We start from the raw sequence: 21,294 nt of genomic DNA on the forward strand, positions 1-21,294 counted from the left end.
CCGGGTTGGTGCGGCCCGCAGGCGCAGCCGAGGACACGGCCCGGTCTAATAGAATTGCCCACAAAACAGAAGCGGCGGGGCCATCAGCCCCGTCTCCGTTCGATGGGCTGGATGGTGTGCCTTTCGGGGCTTGGGAGCGCGCCGTGTTCGAGCTTCGGCGGAACAAACGAAATACTGCGGCGTTAACACAGGACGTGATTGATCGCGCAGGAATACAGTGACCTGCTGAAAGGTGGGATTGAGACCCGGAATACTGCGTATAATGGGCTGATTTCCCAGATCGAACACGTCGCAGGCGCGACGCGCGCGCCGATCCTGCTATTGGGCGAGACCGGCACCGGGAAGACTCAACTCGCTGAACGCATTCATACGCTAAAGCGCGACCGGCGAATGATTAAAGGGCGGATGGTGCATGTGAACTGCGCCACGCTCAGTGGGCCTGACGGGATTGCCATGCTTTTCGGCCAGCGTCGCGGGTATACGGGGCAGGCAGGGTCAGAGCGCAACGGCTTGCTGCGCGAGGCGGATGGCGGTGTCCTGTTTCTTGATGAAATTGACGAGTTGGGCCTGCGCGAACAGGCGGTCATCCTGCATGCAATCGAGACGGGGCGCTATTATCCGCTGGGAGCAGATTATGAGGTCACCAGTCAGTTTCAAGTGATTGCCGGGGCGAACCGTGATCTGCGCAAACTGGCGGCGGATGGTCTGTTTCGGCAGGATCTCTTGAGCCGCCTGACAGCATGGACGTTTGAAATCCCGCCGTTGCGGCAGCGTCGCGAAGATATTGAACCCAACCTCATCTTTGAGTTGGCGCGGGCAGAGCGTGAGTTGGGCGCGCAATATGGGCTTATTCTCGATGCGCGGGAGCGGTATCTGAAATTCTGTCGTGACCCGGCGACGCTCTGGCCGGGTAACTTCCGTGATTTCGGGGCCTCGGTGCGGCGCATGTGTATCCTGGCGGCGCGCGGGCGGATCACCCGAGCAATGGTCGAAGAGGAAATCCGCCGTCTGCGCGGGTTGTGGTCGGCCTCTCAAAGCGATCCGGATTTGAAACTTCTGGCTGACCTCCTTGGGCCGTAAGTCGATGACATCGACCTTTTTGATCGTGCGCAACTGGCCGAAGTGATCCGTACCTGCCGGCTGAGTGCCAGCCTGAGCGAGGCTGGGCGCAACCTCTTTGCGCAGTCCAGAAACCGCCGCAAATCTACCAATGACGCCGACCGGCTGCGTAAATACCTCGCCAAGTTCGGCATCGACTGGGACTAGGTGAACAGCGCTTGAGCACTGCGCGCCGTGGATGCGTGACGGTAGCGGTGCCCGTATGGGGGTAAAAACACTGGGCGATGCTTGGGTGTTTTGGGTACAACAGGCTATGACACCGCCTTTTATCCATACTGAACGATTGCTGTTGCGGGGCTGGACGCCCGATGATCTCGCGCCGTTTGCGGCCATGTGCGCCGATCCAGAAGTCATGCGCTACATTAGAGATGGAAAGACCCGCAGTCGGGCTCAGTCCGCGCGCTCTATTGCATCATTTCAGCAAGGGTGGCGAGTGCGGGGCTATGGCCTATTTGCGGTTGAGGCCAAGGATACAGGGGATCTGATCGGTTTTGCGGGCTTGTCGTCGCCGGACTTTTTGCCAGAAGTGTATCCTTCTGTCGAAATCGGTTGGAGGTTTTCAAAACCAAACTGGGGCAGGGGGTACGCCAGCGAAGCAGCGGCGGCAGCGCTTGCATTTGGTGTGAAAGAGCGAGGCATCACCGATATCGTTAGCATATGCCAGATTGAAAACGGTGCGTCGGCGCGCATTATGCAAAAGCTCGGGATGGTCTTTGACCGAAGAACCACCGACCCGAGCTGCGGGCACGCGGTGGATGTTTATCGTCTTCCGCAGGGTTGAGAACTGGCGGCTCCCAGATAGATTGCCGGAATGGCGCGATTGACGGCGGGCGTGGTCCGCGCAGGCGCTGCGCGAACCCTTTGGCCTGTCTGTAAATCAGGCCAATTTATCACTTTGGTCAGCGTATCAATCAAAAACCGAGGCGATTTGATCGACGGTGACGCCTTCTTTGATTTCGCGCAGCCGCGCATAGATCAACGCGATTGAAATGCCGCTCAGGCCCAAGCCCAGTGCCGAGGTGACGACATATGCAACCGACGCCAACAAAATCCCTGCGTTGACCATCAGGATGCCTGCGAGGAAGGGGCCAACAAAGTTGATGATACCAACGCAGATCCCGATGAGGATCAGGGCTCCCAGGATGGGCCAGCGGTATTCTTTGGTGAGATCCGCGCTTCTTCCAAGCCCGCCAAAGCCAATGCGCTCGATCACAACCGCTGGGGTGACGACGGAAAATACCGCATACACCCAAAGGCCCGGAATGATGAGCGCGATGCTCGCAACCCCTATCATGAGTCCCACGACGATAGAGAGCACGGCAACCGGCACGATTGCCCGGATCGCGGGAGAAATATAGCGTCCGATTTGAATGGGGTTTCCAAGTTTTGCATCATAGGCCAGTTGAACCAGCAGGGCAGAAGCCAAACTGTAAAACGCAATTTGCAGAACCACAGTGATTGCCCACATTGACACACCCGCCGGAGTGCTCATGTCGGGCAACGCGACACCAATCACCACATCGACGCCGACAAGCGCGCCAGTCAGGAGCAAGCCCAGGAGGCTTACAATCAAGCCCATAAGCGTGACGGGGATGAGGTTTTTAAAGAAGATCGAAAAGCTCTCGCCAACGATCGCGCCCACACCCAATGCGATCCGGGCGTCTGTATCAGCAGTACTCGACATGATAATCCTTTATCTCTGTATTTTCAGTTGTCTTAATGTCTTTGGGTCCAAGGGTGACCCGGCGAGGGAGTAAACGGTATTTTAACGGTGTTATCTTTGGAGCCGGGCCGGGCGTTCCGCAAGCCTGATGGCTCATGAGCAAGGCTGATTTGCCGGATTTCCGTCATGAGGGGGCATCTTCTGCTGCGTAATGTTTGTCCTTGCGCCGTTCACCAAAAAGCTGCCGCTGTTCCAAATGTGCGCGTTGCGCATTGTAAAAGGCGCGAAGGAACTCCAGCCGCCGCGCCTCTGGCACTTTGTTGGCATAGCCAATTTTCTGTCGGATCTTTTCCACCACCGCTTGGATGGTCGCGACCTGTTTCTGACCCTTTTGTTGTGCGGTGCCGGTCTCTTGAGCGCGCAGCAGCGCTTCGAGGGTTTGCAATTCAAATGCGCCGTAGTGATCGAGTTGGTGTGCCAGAAAGACAAACCCTTCTTTCTCGGTGATCTGCTTTGCCGGTTTTCCAGCGAGATCTTTGAGCAAGATGGGCACAGGCATGTGAATGACATGGGTGCCGGCCATCAGGTCTCCCAACCTTTGCCGGTAGGGGTTGCACAGCGGCACCATCAATCCTGCGATGATCCATAACAGAGCGAGACCTGAGACCAGAGGGGTGGCGGCGTTCAGCGACAACAGCAGGGTGGCAGGCAGAAAGATCTCCGCTTCTTTCATCAGGTTGCGTAGAACCAGCGCATGGGTGCTGAGCGACCTTCCATCGTGTGAGACGACTTTGATCTTCATCAGCCGCTTGCCCAACGTCTGACCGTTCCATGCAAGTTCGGTGAGGACGTAATAGGGCACCCGCGTAATGAAGAACATCAGGCTGCCAATGGCTATCAGCGTGTCGGGCGAGCTGAAGCCCAGCGAGGCCACAAGGATCACCAGACAAATCGAGGCAACGAGTGTGAGGATCACATCGGTGATCTGCGCCGCGAGCCTGACACCCAGCCCGGCCACTTCCAGCTTGAGCGGAACACCCTCTGGGGGCACCAATTCACCGGTCGATGGTTTGGTTTTGGGGGTCTTGCGCCATCTGAGCTTCATGTGCGTGCCCTGCCTGCGAAGACAAACCATGACAGCCAGCACAGGCCTACGCCCCAGCCGATCACGTAGCGTGCGGTCATATCCTGCACCAGCTGCCTGCCGAACCCTTCAAGGAGCGCTGCCGCCACCAGCATAACGGCGGCGACCAGCGCCAGTTTGGCGGCATCTTTGCCCGCGTGCTGCAGGGCGTGTTTGCGCGTACGGGAACCGGGAAACAACACAGCCGCCCCCAGTTTTACCCCGCCGCCACAGGCAATACAGATCGCTGAAATCTCGGTGACGCCGTGAATGGAGAGCCACCCGCCCAGATCGGCACCCAAGCCGCGCTCCACATGCAGAGCATAAAACGCACCCAAAATCAGACCGTTATAAAAGGTCAAAACAATCGCTGGAGCACAGAGAAATACCCCTAGTCCAAAGACAAAAATGGCGACGCGGGTGTTGTGTGAAAACAGCGTTGTCGCAAACGCGCCCAGACCGGAGGATGCGGGGTTCTCATCATAGATGACACGGCGCAGCGCTTCGGTGGTGGAAGACGGGCCGCGCCCGCCTGCCAGTTCTGGCGGCATGAACACATGAAACCACGCCGGGTTCTCCAGATAGAGGAAATACCCGGCCAAAACGCCCAGACCCATGCACAAAAAACCGATGGCGATGAACAGCCACGACCGGCGTATGGCTTGCGGTGCGCTTTGGGTGAAAAACTTGCGAAAGAGCCCGCCCAGACGTTCTTGCGGCGCGTACACAGACAAATAGGCCCGTGCGGTCAGCGCTTCGAGGTAGGTCAGAAGGGCACGATCCAGAGAGATTTCCCGCGCAATGGCAAGCGAGGTTGTGGCCTGCCGATAGAGCGCGGCCAGATCGCGTGCTTCGGCAAATTCCATCCGTTGCAGGCCGTCGCGCTCGGCGCGGGTCACCAGCGCCTCAAGTCGCTGCCAACCCGCCTCGCGTTCCTTGCGGAACCGGGCCGACCGCATAAGATCAGCATCGGACATCAGATCATCTCCCGCGATTTGATCTCAAGATAGGTTGAAATCAACCGGCCTGTGACGGTTTCAGGCGTCGCATCGAGCACCGTGATCCCAAGGCGGGTCAGCCGCTCCAGTACCAACCGACGTTCACTGATCGCTTGGTTTGCGGCCACCAAAAGCGCCACCTCATCAAGGTCATCGGGCGCGGTTTCGACCAAAGTTTCAGTGTCTTGATTGCGGATCGCGACAAAGATCAGCAGATGTCGTTTGGACAAAATGCTCAGGTTTTCCACCAACAGCTCGGCCGATGTCGTGTCGATGAAATCGGTGAACACGATGATCAGGCTGCGTTTTGGGGTGCGCGCGTTCAACTCGGTCAGGGCAAGCGTGTGGTTGGTCTCATGCCCGGAATAGGTCAGTTCGCTGCTCCAGCTGCGCAGCCGCGCAAAAGCCTGTCGTCCCTCGACTGGGGCCACAAAGGAGCGCGGGCGCACGTCATAGGCGTAATATCCTACCTGATCGCCACCGATCGCCGCAGCCCATGCCACCGCCAGCGCAGAGGTCACGGCGTGATCGATTTTCGGTAGACCCGCGATGTCCTCACGCATCAGATAGCCATTGTCGAGAGCGACGATAACATGGTGATTGCGCTCGGCACGCAGTTCGCGCGCCACCAGTGACCGGCGTCGGGCGGATCGCTTCCAGTCGATGGATTTGACGTCCATGCCCTGAACGAAATCCCGCAGCTGATGGAACTCCGATCCCTCACCGATGGCCCGGTTCTCCTTCACACCGTAGAGTGCCGATTGAACGGTGGTTGCGATCTTGCCCGATTGCACGAGACGGATGTTGGGGACCACCCGCACCTCAAGATCAAATGCCAGCCGGGGGACAAATTCAAACAGCCGTAGCCGCGATGTCCAGCACAGCCAGATGTGCTCAAACGCCCAGACCCCGCGCCGGACTCCGCGGCATTGGATTTTGGCCATACCGCTGCCATCTGGTTGCGGCACAAAGGTGATTTCGCTTTCACCATTCAGCCCTTCGGGCCACGCCAAACGCGCCCGCAGCCCGGCAGGCATCTGTGGGATCTGGAGAGTGAGGGTCTGGCTCTCACCGATGAAAATCTCTTGCGCCATATCATAGCTGAGCTGTTTGCGGCGCGAGAAGGACAGCAGCAGATCCACCACAGCCAGCGCGGCAAGAAGCCCCCAGGGCGCCAGCGCAATGTCACGCAGACCGTTGGCAAATACCGCACTCAGCATTGACACCAGAAGTGCAATGCAAGCGGCAATCAGCAGGCGGGGCGAAGGACGGATCAGCGGGGGGCCTCGATCTGGTTGAGGATGTTTTCAAGCACCATGGCAGCGCTGCGGCCTTCGATTTCGGCGGAGGGGCCGAGCACGACGCGGTGACGCAGGGCGGGGACAAACAGCCGCTTTACGTCGTCGGGAATGGCAAAGTCGCGCCCGCTTAGTCCGGCCAGCGACCGGGTTGCCGCAGCCAAGGCATCGGCGGCGCGCGTCGAGGCACCAAAGGCGATCTCGGAGCTTTCTCGCGTCGCGCGGACCAGCCGCAGGATATAGGCGAGAATGTCATCATCCAGAATGATCCCGTCGATCAACGCCCGGCTGTCGGCAAGGGCCTCGGCATCGAGGGTCTTTTCCAACCCGCTGGTTTCCATACCGGATTCCATCGGCGCTCCGGCATGTTGGCGCAGAATGGCCATCTCGATCTCTTCGGGTGGGAAATCAATGACGAGCTTGAACAGAAAGCGGTCCAGTTGCGCTTCGGGCAGGGGATAGGTGCCTTGTTGCTCAATCGGGTTTTGGGTGGCGACAACGATGAACTCGCGCCCCAATGCGTGGTCGGTGCCGTCGATGCTGACGGTGCGTTCGTTCATCGCCTGCAGCAGCGCCGCCTGAGTTTTGGGCGGGGCGCGGTTGATTTCATCCGCCAACAGCACCTGCGTGAACACCGGCCCCGGTGTCAGTACAAATTCATTGGTCTGGAAATTGAAAATCGATGTTCCCAGCACATCTCCCGGCATCAGGTCAGGGGTGAACTGAATACGCCCGAACTGCAGATCCATCGCCGCTGCAAAGCTGCGGGCAAGCAGGGTTTTGGCGGTGCCCGGCGGTCCCTCAAGGAGCACGTGCCCGCGCGCAAAGAGCGCGATCAGGAGCATGTCCACCGCCTCTTCCTGCCCGAGAACGGTTTTGCCAATCTCGGATCGCAGAGCATCGGATCGACGTTGCAGTGTTTCAAGTGTCATGGATTACCTGCTCCAATAGCGCTTCTAGTTCATCGACATGGCGGATTGCCTCCGCTGGGGCGGTTCTTGGCTGGAGCCTTCGAATGTCAGTCAGGGTTTTTTCCAGCGCATCCGCGAGGCCGGGATGACGGCGTGCGACATATCCCAGAAATGCCGTGGGTTCAGCGTAGTGACGGGCATGGGCCGGGCCAAAGAGCGTGGCTGCCGTGGCGGCCAGGCGGGCCTGAGCATAGTCGCTGAGCAAGGCCCCATCCTGATTGCACAAGCGCATCAAGCGCCCCCGCGCCAAAAGCGCCTGCGCTTTGCCGCTGGTTGCGGTTGCTTCGTCGCGGCGCACTGGCCCATAGCGCAGCCATGAGCGCCAGATAAACAGCGCCAGCGTCAACAGCCCGCCCAGCCACAAAACCTGAAAGGGCGGCTCAAAAAAACGTTTGAGGTCAGCCCAGGTGCGTTCACGTTGGCTGCCGCGATCCGGATCGGTCAGCCAGACATCGCGGCTGTAATCTATTATCAGATTGCGTTCGCCTGTGCGGGCGCTGAGAAAATCAATAGCAATCATGGCGTTATCGGCCATGCGCAGCCCGTGATTGTTCAACAGATCGGGGTCGGACAGCACCAGCATACGCGTGTTGTTGGTGCTGTTGCGCGCTTGGCTTTTGGGGATGGCCCTTTTGGGCAGGGCGCAGTCTGCCAATACCATCGCAGCCTCAGTGCCGATCAAAGGCGTGCAGCTCTCGCTTTTGAACATCTGCGCGGCATAAATGCGCGCTGACATGTCTTGGCCGTCTTCAGCCGTGTAACCGAAGTCGCTGAAGGGGACGCGCGCATCGACAATTTTTGCGTCATTCTCTCCAGTCAGGTCTTGCAGCAGCTTTTGGGTCGCTGCGCGCTCGTTCAGCAACACCGGATGCGCTACGCCAGCCAGCCGCATGCCGCTTCGCCATTTGGGCAGCACCACAAGCGTTTGCACCCGGCGCGCCTTTTCCAGAACCGGGCGCATATCCAGATCATACTCATCCTGCTGAAACAGCAATTCGCGCTTGGTCGAGGGATGGCTGCGGGGGCTATCCGGGGCGGTGTCAAACAGCGGCAGCAGCAGCAATCCGACGGAGTTTTGGTCAACCTGCCACCCGCCGAGGAAGCTCTGTGCACTGATGTCCTCGGACGTGAGCCATGTTTGCAGACCATCAAACCCAGAAGGAGAGGTTCTGAGGACCTGCTGACGCTGCGATAGAGCGTAAAACACCACAAAAATGAGTAATACCGCAAAGCCCGCAATGGCCAGCGTTTCCAGCCGGAGCTTGTTGGTCGGCGCGCTTGGGTCAGACAGGCTCATGCGGAGACCCCTGCCTGCAACAGGGGGCGTATCTCATCGACATGGGACTGAAATTCCTCTTCGCTGACGTCACGCCCCCCAAAATGCACCCGTTCGCTGGCCAGAACGAGACTGCGGAGGGCGCTGAGGTGGCTTTGATCGGCAGGCAGATGCCGCAGGGCTTCGCGGGCGGTCCAGCTGCGCTGCAATAGCACACCATTTGCCGCAATCGCCGCCGCCAGAGCGGCTTGTGCCAGTTGGACCAAGGCTTCCCGACGATCCTGAAGGCGCAGGATGCTGGCGAGGTTGCCGGGCACGGGGTGGGTGCTGCCTCTGTTGCCAAAGGGTGTTTTGCCACGTTCCCGTTTGGCGTTTTCGGCGTCACGCCCCATTGAAACGGAGACGTTGCCGCCGAAACGGGCAAAGACATAGACAATTAGCAAAAGCACCGCGGCAGAGATTACCAAGCCGGGAAAACTCAGGTCGCCCATTGCCCATTCGCCGCTTACGTCGGTTCGCTCCGCTGGGGCTGTGGGTTCCTGACCGGCCTCCATCGGAGGAGGCGGGCGCGTCGGGTCGAAATACGCCACATCCACGTCGATGCGGCGAAATCGGATCGCTTTTAGATAGGCCGCACCGCTGTCGCCAATCTCGAGCGGGGCTTCGGAAGATTGTTGCGCAACACTCCAATTGGGGAGCGCGAAGAAGCTGGCCAATAAGAACAGGCGAAAAATCAAAAACATGCGAAAGCGATAAGTGAACAAAATTTCAACGCCCAACCGATACCTGCAATTGCGCGGCAATGTACAGCATTTGATCGCAGATGACTGACAATTGGTTGCGTGATCCTTTGGTGGGACGCTTTTCAGGCAGGTACCCGGACGTCCCATGGCCGCTAAACTGTCCTGTGAGCGGGGCAAAATCAGCGGACCCTGCCGTTTCATGCAAGGCAGATATGCAGGGGAATTGGTTGAAGCCCGTTGAAAACTCCGATCTATCCACGCGCACGAAGCGGGCAAGGGTGAGTCGGAGCAGGAATGACAGAACGCAACCGAGATGCGGCATCGATCTCTTTTGAGGCGGTGGGCAAGGCTTTTGCCAAACCGGGGGGCGGTACTGTTCACGCTCTGGAAGACGTCTCATTGCGCGTCGAGCCGGGGTCGATCACAGGTATTATCGGCCGCTCTGGAGCGGGGAAATCCACGCTTTTGCGCATGGTGAACGGGCTGGAACGCCCGACATCGGGTCGTGTTCTGGTGGGCGCGCATGATGTCGGCACCGCACGCGGTCGCGCCCTGCGCGACATTCGCCGCGACGTGGGCATGATCTTTCAGCATTTTAATCTGCTGGCCTCGCGCACAGTGGCGGGCAACATCGCCATGCCGCTGGAGATCGCGGGGGTCGCAAAATCCGAGATTGCGGCGCGTGTGGCGGAATTGGTGGAACGCGTAGGGCTCTCGCAACAGGCCAACCGCTATCCGGCGGAGCTGTCGGGTGGGCAGAAACAGCGCGTTGGGATTGCCCGCGCATTGGCGACCAAGCCAAAGGTTCTGTTGTCGGATGAGGCCACATCTGCGCTTGATCCGGAAACAACGCAGACGGTGCTGTCGCTGCTGAAGGACATCAACCGCGATCTGGGGCTGACGGTTCTGCTGATCACCCATGAAATGGCCGTGGTGCGCGATATCGCGAGCCATGTGGCGGTGATCGACGGTGGGCGCATCGTGGAACATGGGCCGACGCATGATGTCTTTATCGCGCCGAAACATGCCACCACGCGGTCTTTCCTGTCGGGTGTCACCGGGGTGAAACTGCCTGCATTTGTCAAATCCCGCTTGCAGGACACGCCCAGCGAGGGTGGCGAGGAAGTCATTCGGGTGACGTTCTTTGGGCAGCATGCCACCGACCCGATGTTGGCCAAGCTGACCGGAGAGCTGGGCATTGAGGTGAATATCCTCGCCGGTGCGGTCGAGGAAATCGGCTCGCACCCCTTTGGCAATCTTCTGGTGTCCCTGCCTGCCGCGCGCGGCGAAGAGGCGCGTCGTTACCTGCAAGATCACAACCTCAATACGGAGGTGCTCGGCTATGTCGGCTAACCTCATCAATCTGCTGATCGAGGCCACGGGTCAGACCCTCTATATGGTGGCGATCTCGACCTTGCTCGGCACGCTCTTTGGCCTGCCGCTCGGCACGTTTCTGGCCACATCACAACGCGGCGAGCTGCTCTCGGCCCCGTGGATCAACAAGGTGTTGGGGCTGGTGGTCAATGCGACACGCTCCGTGCCGTTTATCATTCTGGTGGTTGCGATCATTCCCTTCACGCGTTTGGTGGCGGGCACATCAATCGGGACCACGGCGGCGATTGTGCCGCTAACCCTTGCGGCTGTGCCCTTCATCGCGCGGTTGGTGGAAAATGCGATCCGCGAAGTGGACAGCGGCCTGATCGAAGCAGCCCGCGCCATGGGGGCAACGCCCATTCAGATCATCCGCAAGGTGCTGATCCCCGAGGCGCTGCCCGGCATTACGCTGGGCCTTACTCTCGCGGTGGTCAGCCTGATCGGCTATTCCGCCATGGTCGGGGCCGTGGGCGGTGAAGGCCTTGGTGATCTTGGTATTCGCTATGGATATCAGCGCTTTATGCCCGAAGTTATGGCCATTGTGGTGGTCATCCTGATCGTCCTCGTACAGCTTGTGCAATCCATCGGAGAGTGGATCGCCGCCAAGGTGGACAAACGCGCGCCCAAGGGGCGTGGCGAATAATCCTTTCCTCAATCACGTACTAGCAAGGACTACACACATGCTGCGTATTGCTACCCTCACCTCCGTTCTGGCGCTCACGGCCTCTGCCGCGCTGGCGGCTGAAATCAAGGTCGGCGTCTCCCCCGGTGAGCACGCTGAAATCATGGAACTGGTTGCTGAGGTCGCCGAGCCGATGGGGCTGGAGATCGACGTTGTGGAATTTTCCGACTACGTGATCCCGAACCAGGCGCTGGCGGATGGTGACATTCAGGCGAACTCCTTCCAGCACGTACCCTATCTGGACAACCAGATGGCGGATCGGGGCTTTGATCTGACCGTGGTGGCCAACACGATCACCACCCCGATGGGTGTCTATTCTGACAAGGTGACCGAGCTTTCGGCGCTGGCAGAAGGCGCAAGCTTTGGCATCCCGAATGATCCGACCAACGGCGGGCGTGCGCTTTTGGTGCTGCAGGAACTTGGCCTGATCAAACTCGATGAAAGCGCTGGGCTGAAGCCGACGGTTCTCGACATCACCGAGAACCCCAAGGGGCTGAAATTCACCGAGCTGGATGCCGCACAGCTGCCGCGTTCGCTGGCGGATCTGGACGCTGCATTGATCAACACCAACTATGCCATTGCTTCGGGCCTGAACCCAAAGACCGACTCTATCGCGATGGAAAGCGCTGAAAACCCTTATGTGAACGTGATCGTTGTGCGCAGTGGTGATGAGAACGCGCCTTGGGTGGAAACGCTGATCAAGGCCTATCACTCTGATGAGGTGAAGACCTTCATTGATGAGAGCTATAACGGCACCGTGCTGACCTCCTGGTAAGGTCGCGCCGTGCACACGTCAAAAGAGGGGGCTTTGGCCTCCTCTTTTTTTGTTTGGATACCCTGAGGGCGCGGCGGTCAGACCGTCAGAAGTTTTTTATACATTTCAAGCAAGAAGCTCTCGGCCTCGGCGTAGCGGTCCTGAAGCTTGGCGGGCGCGATTTCTTCGATCTGAACGTCGAAATCTGCGTAATGCTGGGTGGTTGCCCAGATGGAGAACAACAGGTGATGCGGGTCGACCTTGGCCACGCGTCCGCCTTCGATCCAGTCCTCAAAAACCTGCACCTTGGCGTTGAACAATTCCTTGAGGGGGCCGAAGATTTCGCTGCGAGACTGCGGCAGGCCGCTGAGGATCTCATTGGCGAAAAACTTGCTCTCTCGGGGGAAGTTCTTTGAAATTTCCAGCTTGCGCTTGATGTAGGCGCAGATTTCCTCCACCGGATCACCTTGCGGATTGACCATGCTGAGCGGTGCCATCCACAGTTGCAGTGTGCGCGATAGAAGTTCCTTGCGGATCGCGTCCTTGCTCTCGAAATAATAGAGCAGGTTGGGCGTGGTCAGCCCGGCAGTTTTGGCGATCATATTGATGGATGCGCCCGATGACCCGTGAAGGGCAAAAACCTCTAGAGCCGCAGTCAGGATTTGCTCGGTTTTCTGACGCTGGATCTTGGTTTTTGGTTTTGCATTTGACATGCGCGCCATCGAACGGGTCCGCCATTTGTAAGCTGAAATAAAGTTGCGCACCTATTGGCACATGTCAAAGGGCGTGGCTAGCGCCTGTGGGCGAGCGGGGTTGGAAAAGGGCGCGATTGGAAATTCTACGGGGTGACATTTGCGTGATGCAATAAAAAACAGGCGGGCAACATGTGCCCGCCTGCTGGCCAGTTTCTCGGGGAGTGGTGAGGTCAGGATGCGGCCAGTGAAGCTTTTTTGGCGGCGGCTTCTTGTTGGAACACCGGGATGATCTTTTCGCCGTAGTCAGCGATGATTTTCTCTTCATCGCCGCTGTCGAGGTAGATGTTGAACTGGGTGGTCCCGGCGGCCTCCAGATCGCGCAGCTTGGCGATATGTTCGTCCGGGGTGCCCAGCACGCAGAAGCTCTTCACGATGTCTTCGGTGATGAAGTCCAGATAGGGGTTATCGCTCTGGCCGTGCTTGGAATAGTCATAGCCTTTGCGGTTCTTGATGTAGTCGGTCAGGCTGGTCGGTACGTGATCGCCGTCGGTGCCGTATTTCTCCACGATGTCGGCGACATGGTTGCCGACCATGGCAGGGAACCACTTGGTCTTCTCGATGCCTTCCTCGATCGGGCCGGTGTGCGCAGGCGCGGCCGCCATGACGCGGTAGCTCGACATGTCGCGGCCTTCCGCTTCGCCGCCGGCCTTGGCCTGATCTGCCAGCCACTTGACGATCTTGGGTTCTGCGATCTGCAGCACCACGCCATCGCCCACCTTGCCCGCCGAGGCCAGCGCCTTGGGGCCATAGGCACCAATCCAGACAGGGAGCTCATAACCGTTGGCCCAGGGGAATTTCACTGGCTCCGGGCATTCGCCGTATTGGACCTCTTCGCCGCGGATCAAGGATTTCACCACATGGGTGAATTCTTCCATCCGCTTGATCGTCGAGGGTTTCTTGCCCATCACGCGCACGGCGCTGTCGCCGCGCCCAAGGCCAATGTCGAAGCGTCCGCCGGACTGTTTGGCGAGCGAGCCGAACAGCGAGGCCGCAACCGACCATTCGCGCGAGTTGGGATTGGTAACCAGCGGGCCAAAGCGCATGTTTTCCGTGTGCTCCATGCACATCGCCATCGCCACGAAGCTCTCGCGCCACAGGATGTGACTGTCGTAGAACCAGCAATAGGTGAAGCCTGCATTCTCGGCCTGACGCACAAGCGCGCGGGCGCGGTCAGGTTCAACGAAGCCTTTGAAACAAATTCCGAATTCCATGTCTTCCTCCGTGTTGGAATAGGTTTTTATGCTGTGTGGGTTTAGTGATCGGGGGCGCAGATGCGGATGCCCGCATGGGTGAAGGGCACCGCCTTTGAGATATTCTGACGGATCAGGATCGGGGTGATCGCCTCGATGCAGCGGGCAGATTGTGCATCACCTGCATTGTAGGTCTGCACATCCAGCGCGCCGACCAGCTCCATCACTTGTTTGCGGGCGGGCAGGCTGTCGCCGCAGATCAGGATGTCGCAGTTGATGTCCCAATCGAGGTTGTTGAGCGTGGTGGCGGAGACATTGTGCAGCGCGCCCACCACTGGGATCTCATCGCCAAGCAAGGCCTGCGCGGCTTCGGTGGCAGAGCCTTCTGGCGGCATATCGACCTTTTTCGGGTCGCCCTCGGCCAGTGGCACCACGATATCGACAAGGATCTTGTCCGCGAGGTGCGGTTTGAGCGTCGTGAGCGTTGTGTTGTGGGCTGACCAAGGCACGGCGCAGATTACCATCTGATCGGCGGCTTGCGTCGCCTCGATATTGCCAAGGCCGGAGATTTCGGCCGCGCCCTCGGGCAGTTTCTGCATCAGCTCGGCGGCGATCCCAGCACTGCGCTCGGCGTCGCGAGAGCCAAGTGCGACCTCAATCCCAGCGCGGGCAAACCGTAGTGCCAGACCCTGTCCTTGCGGCCCGGTGCCGCCAATGATCGCGATCTTCATCTGAACATATCCTCCTGTTTTTTCCTGAGTATGTCGGCACCGCGGCTGTCGACGGGTTGCCAGTCGAGCCCGCGCAACAGCACAGCCGGGGTGCGCCCGTTTTTTCGCACCACGAGGCCGGTGGCGGCGGCGATTTCATCGGCAAATGCCGGTTCTGTGACCTCCAGCGGGCGGCCCCAGGCGTCCAGATTGCCCTGTTCGCGGATGGTGGCGGGCACCTTGGAAAGGCCGATCGCCACATTGACCTGACCCAGCCGCCATGGCCTGCCGAAAGTGTCGGTCATCACCACGCCGATACGGGCATCAAAGTGCTCCGCCAGATCACGCTGCAGCCTAGCGCAGCTTGTGTCCGGCTCTTTGGGCAGCACCATGGCGGCGTCTTCTTCGCCGAAATTGGACTGATCCACCGCCGCATTGGCCGAAATGAATCCAAGCCGGTGTTCGCAGATCATCGTCCCCTCGTTCTGGTCGGGGCGTTTGAACGAACGCACGACGCGGGTGCTTTCGCGCAGGACCACCTCGACCTTGCGGGGATCTTTGTTCAGCTCTTCGCCATACCGAAGGGCCTCGGGCGAGGGCATCACGCTGGCAAGCGGAATGATGCAGCCCTCGGCCTTGGAGAAGACCTTCTGCGCCACGCAGAGAATGTCGCCATCCCGTAAGGGAAGATCGGCTTTGCTCAGGCAGTCGGCGAATATGGCCGAGAGATTGTCGCCGTCTTGAATGTCCGGCACGCCGGGCAGGGCGGTGAGGGTGACGCTCAGGCTCATAGGGCGGCCTCCTGCGCAAGGAGTTGCGGGTTGCGGGCGAGCAGGTGGCCGAGGTCCTCAACGGTATCGACGTCAATCCGCAGGCTCTCCAGCGGCAGGATGACGGGCCAAAGCCCCGCTCGTTCTGCCGCGCGGCGGTGATGCACCACGGAGTTGGGGCCATACTGAAACCGAAACGGGCAGGGCAGCGGGGCCAAGAGCGCATTGGTGCCCAGATCCGCCGATGGGCAGAACACGGCGCGCCCTTGCGCGAGGTCGTGGCGCAGCAAGCGGGCAAGATCGCAAGCTTTTGGCGCGGCTAGGTCGCCGGGCAGGATGCAGATTGCATCATAGCCTTGGCACGCCCCCCATGCGGCGGCCACTTCCAGGGATTGAGACAGGCCGTCGAGGCCCTCGTCATCAATCAAGGCGACACCTGCGCGCCTAGCGATGCGAGAAATCTCCGGACTTGAGGTGAGCACCGCGATGTCTACGCTGCCACGGGGCAGCAACATAAGCGCCTCGGACAGGTGATTGAGGGTTGCCCGAAACAGCGCCAGAGCGATGCCCGCGCGCCCGTTGGCATCCAGCGCCGCGCCGAGCCGGGTCTTGGCGCGAGAGGGGTCTTTCATCGGGATGACCACCAGCCGCTTTTGCGTGCGGGCCGTCATGCGGCGGCTCCTTTGCGGGCATGGTCGTGATGGAAGTCGACGATTTCACGCGCCATGCGTGTTTTATCTTTGAGATCGCGCATCAGGATTGCAGAGCAGATCGGCGTTGGACCGATGGTTTGGATCTCTGGTGCAAGGGCGGCATCGACGTGGTCGATGAACAGCGCGTCCACCACATCGCGGTAGCGCTGGGCAACCCCCACCGCGTCTGCCCGTTCGCCAAGGGCCGCCATCATCCTGTCGGCGGGGCCTTTGACGACCTTGCCGGCGATAAAGGGGCTGATCGCGACCTTGGGCGCGCGGGCGGATTTTACCGCTTCGCCAATACTGGGGATGCCAAGGATCGGCGCGATGCTGACCAGCGGGTTTGAGGGCGCAATGATGATCAGATCGGCGGAGGTGATCGCGGCCAGTGCCTCTGGGGTTGGTTTTGCCTGCGTGATGCCGTCAAAGGTCAGCTCCCGCACGTCGGGCGCGCAGCGTTCGCGGACAAAATACTCCTGAAAGCTGAGCCAGCCTGCATCGGTCCGCACGCGGGTTTGCACTTGGTCATCCGTGGGCAGCAGGATCTCTGCACTGACGCCAAAGGCGCGGGCGACGTCGCGGGTGATGTCGCTGGGGCGATCTCCCTTCAGGCGGCGCTGGCTGCGATAGATATGCAGGCCAAAGTCCCGATCCCCAAGCGACATCCAGGTGTCTGCCCCGAGAGTTTTCAGGGTCTCTAGCGCCCGGTGGCCCTCATCCGCGACACCCCAGCCCTGCTGGCGGTCGATCACATCGGCAAGGCTATAGGTCAGCGTATCGATATCGGGCGAGACCCACAGTCCGTGAAAGCTGTCGTCATCCGCCACATTGCCAATCACGCTGAGTGCCACATCCGGTAACGCGGCCAACCCTTCGGCCATTTTTGCGCCGCCGACGCCCCCCGCAAGGAGTGTGACCTTTGTTTGGGATGTGTCGCTCATTCCGCTGCCTCCAGCGTGGTGCTGCGTTCTGGGAACATCTGGAGGAAATCCAGCGGGTTGCGCCCGCGACGATCCACCAATGGGGCCAGATCTTCGGGGTCGTGATCGTCATAGATGTCGCGCACCTCGTAGATGGTGTTGCGGCGCACCGGCACCCGGCCAGCGGCGCGGATCATCTGGACCAGTTCCTTTGCGGTGATTTCCTGCCCGTGATCGGAGCCCGCCGCGCGCGAGATGCTCTCATTCATCAAGGTGCCGCCAAGGTCGTTGACACCACGTGCCAGCATCTGCTGGGCGCGGGCCGCGCCGAGTTTTGTCCAGCTGACCTGAATATTGTCGATCCAGCCGTGCAACATGATGCGCGACACCGCATGCATTAGATCGACCTCCAGCGCGGTGGGGCCGGGGCGGACCTTGTCTGGGTTTTCCGACCACAGAGGCGACTCGGTATGGACAAAGGACAGCGGCACCAGTTCGGTAAAGCCGCCGGTGTCTTTCTGGATGTCCCGCAGCAGGCGGATATGCGCGGCCCAATGTTCGGGCGCGTCAATATGGCCGTACATGATGGTTGCCGTGGTGGGGATGCCGACCTCATGCGCGGCGCGGATGATCTCCACCCATTTCTCGGCGCTGAGCTTGTTCTTGGTCAGTTGCAGGCGCACTTCGGTGTCGAGGATTTCGGCCGCAGTGCCCGGCATAGAGCCAAGGCCCGCGTCCTTCAGGTCCGCGAGGAAGTCGTGATAGGACATCTTGGTCTTGGACGCGCCATACCAGATCTCGAACGGCGAGAAGGCGTGAATATGCATGTCCGGCAGCGCCGCCTTAATGGCGCGTACGATGTCGCGGTAATAGGTGCCTTCCATCTTTGGGTGCAGACCGCCCTGAATGCAGACCTCAGTGCCGCCACGATCCCAGGCTTCTTGCGCGCGCTCCACCACTTGCTCGGGTGAGAGCCATTCGGCACCAGCCTCGTCGCTGCGCTTGGCAAAGCCGCAGAACCGGCAGCCCATGTAGCAGATATTGGTGAAGTTGATGTTGCGATTGACCACAAAGGAGACATGATCGCCGTTGGTGCGTCGACGCAGCTCATTTGCGGTGCAATACACGGCCTCCGCATCTGCTCCACTGGTTTTAAAGAGGCTCACGCCTTCTGCTTCGCTGACTTCGCCGCCGCTCAGGGCCTTATCGAGGATCTGCCGGATCGGGGCGGAGGCGCCATCGGTCAGGACGTGTACTGCTGCTGTCGGGGATTCAATCGTTTGCCGAATGGTCATGCGGTCTCTCCCATATGCCGTTGTTCGCGGGCCAGCCCGTTGGTGCCGGCCATGTTCGACGCGCGGCGCAGGACGGCGGGGTTGATGAAATCGGTTTCTGTGGTCAGGTAGCGGGGGTAGACGGTCAGCCGTTCGCGCAGCTCAAACCCAGCCTCCGTGCAGGACCGATCCAGTGACCGGATTTCCGGCCATTCATGTTGTGGGTTGATAAAGTCGATGGTGACCGGCGAAATGCCGCCCCAATCGTTGATGCCGGCCTCAAGATAGGCGATGTGACGCGCGCTGAGATTGGGGGGCGCTTGCAGGCTGATGTCCGGTGACAGGATGATCCGCGCCGCTGCAATGGTGCGCAGCATGTCCTCCAATGTGGGCTCCGGGTGCTGCGCCATTTCGATATCGGGTTTGCGCTGAAAATTCTGGATGATCACTTCCTGGATGTGGCCGTGGCGGGCATGGGCCGCATTGATTGCGTGCAGCGCCTCAATGCGCTCGGCAAAGCTCTCGCCAATCCCGATCAACAGACCGGTGGTGAAGGGCACCTGTTTCTCGCCTGCGCGTTCCAGCGTGCGCAGGCGCTGGACCGGCACCTTGTCGGGGCAGGCAAAATGCGGATGGCCCCGGCGGGTCAGGCGACGGCTGACGGTTTCCAGCATCATCCCCATGGAGGCCGCGACCGGGCGCAACACGCCGATTTCATCGTCGGTGAGCGTACCCGCATTCACATGCGGCAGGAGCGTGGTCTCCTCCAGCACCAGCTCGCACATGTCGCGCAGGTAGTCGGTGAGGCGGCTATACCCAAGCCGTTCCAGACCCGCGCGGGCCTTGGCATAGCGCAGTTCCGGCTTTTCCCCGAGGCTGAACAACAGCTCTTTGCAGCCTTCCCGTTCGCCCTTTTGCGCGGTCGCCAGAACCTCCTCCGGCGTCATGATATTGGCCTCCGGCGAGTCCGGGTGTTTGACGAATGTGCAATAGCCGCAGGTGTCGCGACACATGTTGGTCAGAGGCACGAATGCCTTGCGCGAATAGGTGATCGTCCGGCCCCATTGGGCATCACGGATTTGGGCCGCGCGGCTCATCAAAGCGCGCAGATCTCCCGCCTCCGCCCAGGCCGTGCCTGTGCTGAGCGATTGGGTATTCATGGTGTCCTCCCTGCCTCAAGGATTGTGGGTCAGGGTGGCAGCTGTCAAATATTTTTTTAGCTGTAGATCAAAAAATGAAACGTAAATGTAACAATAATATACTTAACCATATGAATAATAACGATATAAGAATGAACTTATGAAAATTATTGACTACTAAGTAAAACAATCAAATACTCCCTCTTGCTCGTGGCGATCCTTTGGGAGGAGGGCTGTCACGCTAAGGGAGGACATCAAAGTGCGAATAGGAACGCCGCGAGAGTTGGCGACTGGCGAGTCGCGTGTAGCGATGACGCCATTGTCGGCGCTTGATCTTCAGAAGCTGGGGTTTGAGTGCTGTATTGAGTCTGGCGCGGGTGAGGCTGCGGGGTTTACCGATGCGGCCTATGCCGAGGCCGGGGTGGAGGTGATCAAGACCGCCGCCGGGCTGTGGAAAGCCGCCGATATCATCGCCAAGGTGCGCGCACCCAATGAGACCGAACTGAAGCGGCTCAATAAATCCAAGACGCTGATTTCCTTCTTCAATCCGGGCGGCAATGAAGAAGGGCTGGAGCTCGCCAAATCCAAGGGCGCCACCGTGATCGCCATGGAAATGGTGCCGCGCATCAGCCGCGCGCAGAAGATGGACGCGCTGAGTTCCATGGCCAATATCGCCGGCTACCGCGCGGTGATCGAGGCGGGCAACAATTTTGACCGGTTCTTTACTGGCCAGATCACGGCGGCGGGCAAGGTGCCCCCGGCCAAGGTTCTGGTGGTGGGCGCCGGTGTTGCGGGCCTCGCGGCGATCGGCACCTCCACCTCGCTGGGCGCAGTCACCTACGCCTTTGACGTGCGCCCCGAAGTGGCCGAGCAGGTCGAGTCGATGGGCGCGGAATTTGTCTATCTCGACTTTGAGGAAGAGCAGCAGGATGGGGCGGCCACCGGCGGCTATGCCTCTGTATCGAGCCCGGAATTCCGCGAGGCCCAGCTGGCCAAGTTCCGCGAGTTGGCGCCGGAGGTGGACATCGTCATCACCACCGCGCTGATCCCCAACCGCGAGGCCCCGAAGCTGTGGCTGGCGGATATGGTCGCGGCGATGAAACGCGGCTCGGTCATCGTCGACCTGGCGGCCGAGCGGGGCGGCAATGTCGAAGGCACCGTGCGGGACGAAAAGGTCGTTACCGACAATGGTGTGACCATCATCGGCTACACCGATTTCCCCAGCCGGATGGCGAGCCAGTCCTCCAGCCTCTATGCCACCAACATCCGTCACATGATGACCGATCTGACCCCGGAAAAGGACGGTCAGGTGGTGCATGACATGGAGGATGACGTGATCCGCGGGGCCACCGTGACCCATGCGGGCGAGATCACCTTCCCGCCGCCGCCGCCCAAGGTGCAAGCCATTGCGGCGCAAAAGAAACCCGAACCACCCAAGGAGCTGACGGCCGAGGAAAAACGCGCCGCAGAAGTCGCGGCTTTTAAGCAGCAGACCAAGAATCAGGTCACATTGCTGGCGGTGGGCGCTGCGTTGTTGCTGACCGTTGGGCTGGTGGCCCCGGCGAGCTTCATGCAGCACTTCATCGTCTTTGTGCTCTCGGTCTTTGTCGGCTTTCAGGTGATCTGGAACGTCTCGCACAGCCTGCACACGCCCTTGATGGCGGTCACAAATGCGATCTCTTCGATCATCATTCTCGGTGCCTTGATGCAGATCGGCTCTGGCTCGTGGCTGGTGATTTTCCTCGCGGCCCTCAGCGTTTTTATGGCCGGGATCAATATCTTCGGCGGCTTCCTCGTGACACGGCGCATGCTCGCCATGTTCCAGAAATCCTAAGGGAGG

Annotated in this window: 22 protein-coding genes; 7 read left to right on the forward strand and 15 right to left on the reverse strand. The window is 59.9% G+C overall.

Going from position 1 to position 21,294, the window contains the following annotated elements; translation table 11 throughout:
• Nucleotides 1–198 precede the first annotated feature (198 nt).
• The 3 genes from K529_RS01330 to K529_RS01335 are packed head-to-tail and all read left to right on the forward strand — an operon-like array spanning nt 199 to nt 1,900.
• On the forward strand, nt 199–1,080 hold the full coding sequence (locus tag K529_RS01330; RefSeq protein ID WP_052699553.1) for a sigma 54-interacting transcriptional regulator: 882 nt from the start codon (nt 199–201) through the stop codon (nt 1,078–1,080).
• A gap of 42 nt (nt 1,081–1,122) precedes the next feature.
• Nucleotides 1,123–1,266, forward strand: coding sequence for a hypothetical protein (locus tag K529_RS23785; protein ID WP_227511988.1), 144 nt, complete (start codon nt 1,123–1,125; stop codon nt 1,264–1,266).
• Between the two features lie 31 nt (nt 1,267–1,297).
• Entirely contained in the window at nt 1,298–1,900 is a 603-nt protein-coding gene (locus K529_RS01335; protein WP_227512347.1) for a GNAT family N-acetyltransferase, read from the forward strand.
• Between the two features lie 126 nt (nt 1,901–2,026).
• On the opposite strand, the gene K529_RS01340 is transcribed toward K529_RS01335, so the two are convergent.
• The 7 genes from K529_RS01340 to K529_RS01370 form a co-directional block, all read right to left on the reverse strand.
• Nucleotides 2,027–2,803 carry a hypothetical protein gene (locus tag K529_RS01340; RefSeq protein ID WP_005648847.1) on the reverse strand — a complete coding sequence of 259 codons (777 nt, stop codon included), beginning with the start codon at nt 2,801–2,803 and terminating at the stop codon, nt 2,027–2,029.
• Between the two features lie 163 nt (nt 2,804–2,966).
• On the reverse strand, nt 2,967–3,887 hold the full coding sequence (locus K529_RS01345; RefSeq protein WP_005648845.1) for an RDD family protein: 921 nt from the start codon (nt 3,885–3,887) through the stop codon (nt 2,967–2,969).
• Nucleotides 3,884–4,882 carry a stage II sporulation protein M gene (locus K529_RS01350; protein WP_046002736.1) on the reverse strand — a complete coding sequence of 333 codons (999 nt, stop codon included), beginning with the start codon at nt 4,880–4,882 and terminating at the stop codon, nt 3,884–3,886. Before K529_RS01350 ends, K529_RS01345 begins: the two co-directional genes overlap by 4 nt.
• Nucleotides 4,882–6,123 carry a DUF58 domain-containing protein gene (locus K529_RS01355; protein WP_005647656.1) on the reverse strand — a complete coding sequence of 414 codons (1,242 nt, stop codon included), beginning with the start codon at nt 6,121–6,123 and terminating at the stop codon, nt 4,882–4,884. Before K529_RS01355 ends, K529_RS01350 begins: the two co-directional genes overlap by 1 nt.
• A gap of 53 nt (nt 6,124–6,176) precedes the next feature.
• On the reverse strand, nt 6,177–7,133 hold the full coding sequence (locus K529_RS01360; protein WP_009176517.1) for an AAA family ATPase: 957 nt from the start codon (nt 7,131–7,133) through the stop codon (nt 6,177–6,179).
• Nucleotides 7,123–8,469, reverse strand: coding sequence for a hypothetical protein (locus K529_RS01365; RefSeq protein ID WP_005643702.1), 1,347 nt, complete (start codon nt 8,467–8,469; stop codon nt 7,123–7,125). Before K529_RS01365 ends, K529_RS01360 begins: the two co-directional genes overlap by 11 nt.
• Complete coding sequence (locus K529_RS01370; protein ID WP_227512346.1) at nt 8,466–9,191, reverse strand: DUF4129 domain-containing protein; 726 nt, start codon at nt 9,189–9,191, stop codon at nt 8,466–8,468. The genes K529_RS01365 and K529_RS01370 overlap by 4 nt, the downstream gene beginning before the upstream one ends.
• A 294-nt stretch (nt 9,192–9,485) precedes the next feature.
• Between K529_RS01370 and K529_RS01375 the strand changes: the two genes are divergently transcribed.
• Genes K529_RS01375 through K529_RS01385 form a run of 3 tightly spaced genes read left to right on the forward strand, consistent with a single transcriptional unit; the run spans nt 9,486 to nt 12,022 of the window.
• Complete coding sequence (locus K529_RS01375) at nt 9,486–10,544, forward strand: methionine ABC transporter ATP-binding protein (RefSeq protein WP_005643706.1); 1,059 nt, start codon at nt 9,486–9,488, stop codon at nt 10,542–10,544.
• Nucleotides 10,534–11,208 (forward strand): methionine ABC transporter permease, encoded by a 675-nt coding sequence (locus tag K529_RS01380; protein WP_005643708.1) that lies wholly within the window; start codon nt 10,534–10,536, stop codon nt 11,206–11,208. The genes K529_RS01375 and K529_RS01380 overlap by 11 nt, the downstream gene beginning before the upstream one ends.
• A gap of 37 nt (nt 11,209–11,245) precedes the next feature.
• A complete protein-coding gene (locus K529_RS01385; RefSeq protein ID WP_005643710.1) occupies nt 11,246–12,022 on the forward strand; it encodes a MetQ/NlpA family ABC transporter substrate-binding protein in 777 nt (258 codons plus the stop codon).
• Between the two features lie 77 nt (nt 12,023–12,099).
• Here K529_RS01385 and K529_RS01390 read toward each other — a convergent pair whose 3' ends face one another.
• From K529_RS01390 to cofG, 8 genes are all read right to left on the reverse strand, one after another.
• Nucleotides 12,100–12,723 (reverse strand): TetR family transcriptional regulator C-terminal domain-containing protein, encoded by a 624-nt coding sequence (locus K529_RS01390; RefSeq protein WP_005643713.1) that lies wholly within the window; start codon nt 12,721–12,723, stop codon nt 12,100–12,102.
• Nucleotides 12,724–12,926: 203 nt separating this feature from the next.
• On the reverse strand, nt 12,927–13,967 hold the full coding sequence (locus K529_RS01395; protein ID WP_005643716.1) for a TIGR03842 family LLM class F420-dependent oxidoreductase: 1,041 nt from the start codon (nt 13,965–13,967) through the stop codon (nt 12,927–12,929).
• Between the two features lie 41 nt (nt 13,968–14,008).
• Complete coding sequence (npdG, locus tag K529_RS01400; RefSeq protein WP_040643173.1) at nt 14,009–14,677, reverse strand: NADPH-dependent F420 reductase; 669 nt, start codon at nt 14,675–14,677, stop codon at nt 14,009–14,011.
• Nucleotides 14,674–15,447, reverse strand: a complete 774-nt coding sequence (cofE, locus tag K529_RS01405) for a coenzyme F420-0:L-glutamate ligase (protein ID WP_005682662.1) — start codon at nt 15,445–15,447, stop codon at nt 14,674–14,676. Before cofE ends, npdG begins: the two co-directional genes overlap by 4 nt.
• Nucleotides 15,444–16,097, reverse strand: coding sequence for a 2-phospho-L-lactate guanylyltransferase (gene cofC / locus K529_RS01410; protein WP_046002735.1), 654 nt, complete (start codon nt 16,095–16,097; stop codon nt 15,444–15,446). The genes cofE and cofC overlap by 4 nt, the downstream gene beginning before the upstream one ends.
• Nucleotides 16,094–17,062, reverse strand: a complete 969-nt coding sequence (gene cofD / locus K529_RS01415; RefSeq protein ID WP_046002734.1) for a 2-phospho-L-lactate transferase — start codon at nt 17,060–17,062, stop codon at nt 16,094–16,096. The genes cofC and cofD overlap by 4 nt, the downstream gene beginning before the upstream one ends.
• Entirely contained in the window at nt 17,059–18,336 is a 1,278-nt protein-coding gene (cofH, locus tag K529_RS01420) for a 5-amino-6-(D-ribitylamino)uracil--L-tyrosine 4-hydroxyphenyl transferase CofH (protein WP_005654357.1), read from the reverse strand. Before cofH ends, cofD begins: the two co-directional genes overlap by 4 nt.
• Nucleotides 18,333–19,475, reverse strand: coding sequence for a 7,8-didemethyl-8-hydroxy-5-deazariboflavin synthase CofG (gene cofG / locus K529_RS01425; RefSeq protein WP_005654359.1), 1,143 nt, complete (start codon nt 19,473–19,475; stop codon nt 18,333–18,335). Before cofG ends, cofH begins: the two co-directional genes overlap by 4 nt.
• Nucleotides 19,476–19,713: 238 nt before the next feature.
• Here cofG and K529_RS01430 point away from each other — a divergent pair, with 238 nt between their 5' ends.
• A complete protein-coding gene (locus K529_RS01430) occupies nt 19,714–21,288 on the forward strand; it encodes a Re/Si-specific NAD(P)(+) transhydrogenase subunit alpha (RefSeq protein ID WP_065317463.1) in 1,575 nt (524 codons plus the stop codon).
• The last annotated feature ends 6 nt before the right edge of the window (nt 21,289–21,294 follow it).

Source organism: Tritonibacter mobilis F1926 (genome assembly GCF_000376545.2).
Taxonomy (GTDB): Bacteria; Pseudomonadota; Alphaproteobacteria; order Rhodobacterales; family Rhodobacteraceae; genus Epibacterium; species Epibacterium mobile.